Source organism: Viridibacillus sp. NPDC096237, assembly GCF_050278625.1.
Taxonomy (GTDB): domain Bacteria; phylum Bacillota; class Bacilli; order Bacillales_A; family Planococcaceae; genus Viridibacillus.
This window is the reverse complement of the sequence record NZ_JBNNTI010000109.1, coordinates 1-1639: the sequence shown is the minus strand read 5'-3', so window position 1 is coordinate 1639 and position 1639 is coordinate 1. Positions and strand designations below refer to the sequence as shown.

Sequence of the window (1639 nt, the reverse complement as noted above, 5' to 3'; positions counted from 1 at the left end):
TTGGTACAATACTATTCGGTCGCACAGCAAACTAGGCTATCAAAGTCCGGTCGCTTATAAAAACTTAGCCCTTAAAAAAGTTGTTTGATTTAGTGTTGACATACCATGGTCCTTGAGAGTAATCATAATAAGTACTGGAAATAGGGGCTCTCAATCATAAATAAGAAATGTTTCCTCATTTTTATCCATTAAACTTGCAACTCCGAGGTACACGTTATTTGTTGTCTCCTTCCCATTTTCGAGAAAATCAACTCGGGCGAAATGTGGAGAATCTTTTAATCGAGATAAGGTCTTCCTCTGCTTATCTAGTTGACGGTGCGTTCTTTCCCTCTCGGACAGCATCTCCGCCTGTTGTCTAATGCTTGATAAGGTTTCACCAGCATCTTCAGGATGTAACATATATCTAGCTTGTAAAATATTAACATGTTATTATTTTGATTAAAGGGCGCTTTTTAATTTTGTTCAGCAATCTTTTGCGGAACAAGGATTAGAAATCACAGGGGGAGAAGAGTTTAGCATTGGTGAATATTTTGTGTACCCTATCTTGAGAATAATGGAAATGATACTTGGAATGTTTTAGGCCATGTGTGGAAGTGGCTTGTCTTAGGAGAGGAGATAAAAAAATGATTGAATTACGAAAAATAACCGGGGATAACATAGATGAAGTAATAGCACTTGAGGTTAGAGAAAACCAGAAAGATTTTATACTAACTACTAACCTCAGAAGCATTGCAGACGCTTATGTGTTGAACGAAGACGGCGAACCAACTATCCCCTTCGCCATTTATGCTGATGGAGTTGTGGTAGGGTTTTTGATGTATTCTTATGATATATTGGATCATGAATCATTTGAAAATGAAGATTTTTACAGGAAGATGGGCTATTTTGTTTGTCATATTATGATTGACAAGCGTTATCAGGGGAAACGGTATGGCAAGCTTGCCTTTGAAAAAATGTTGATGGATATTGAAGCGATGCCTTATGGCGAAGCAGAATATGTAGCACTCTTTTATCACACAAGTAATCTCACAGCTAAAACATTATACGCTTCATTTGGTTTCTCAGAAACAGGCATCGTTCAGGATAATTCGATGTTGGCGATTAAAAATCTAGATGGGAAAATAACAGAATCCGTAGTGGAATAGGCTCTCTCGGAAAGCCAGTTTTGTTAACTCTGTCTAAGCAAAAATATGATATTTACACGGCAATCGGGCGCGTTTGTGAAGTAGCAACTGGTCCAATTTCTTAATTTTAATGTTGAGAAATTGGACTTTTTATATTTATTCATAGTGCAAAATAGCACTTAAAACAGGTTCAAAATAACTCCAAAAATGATTGTGCATTATAAGGAAAATTTTTTGGACAATACTTTAGTCACCTTTATATATTCACTTGGTTATATATATCCATTTTTATATAATTCATACTAAATGAAGACCAAGTGTTGGTAGTTGCCTCTTCGTATTATAAGGTCAACCTGAGCAATAAATTGTACCCTTTGTAAAGGACATTTTTGAAAAAGGTCATGCCACATGGAGAAGATGATTTCTGTATTGTACAGGAGTCATCTTCTTTAAGTTCCATTGGTACCTGAAATTGTTATAGTACGTCATATAATTTTTGATTTCTCTTTTAAGTT

3 protein-coding genes are annotated in these 1639 nt (G+C 35.6%); 2 read left to right on the top strand and 1 reads right to left on the bottom strand.

Translation table 11 applies throughout. From position 1 onward, the window contains the following. The first annotated feature begins 13 nt into the window (after window positions 1–13). Window positions 14–88, top strand: a complete 75-nt coding sequence (locus tag ACQKMD_RS21975; RefSeq protein ID WP_427754699.1) for a hypothetical protein — start codon at window positions 14–16, stop codon at window positions 86–88. Window positions 89–623: 535 nt separating this feature from the next. Further along, entirely contained in the window at window positions 624–1145 is a 522-nt protein-coding gene (locus ACQKMD_RS21970; protein WP_427754695.1) for a GNAT family N-acetyltransferase, read from the top strand. A 378-nt stretch (window positions 1146–1523) separates the two neighbouring features. Here ACQKMD_RS21970 and ACQKMD_RS21965 read toward each other — a convergent pair. Continuing rightward, window positions 1524–1639 (bottom strand): IS3 family transposase (locus ACQKMD_RS21965; protein WP_427754697.1); only part of this gene is annotated, 116 nt, incomplete at its 5' end.

What these genes read in the sequence shown, in the direction of transcription:
- ACQKMD_RS21970 (WP_427754695.1), top strand. Translation starts at nt 624, where the DNA reads ATGATTGAATTACGAAAAATAACCGGGGATAACATAGATGAAGTAATA.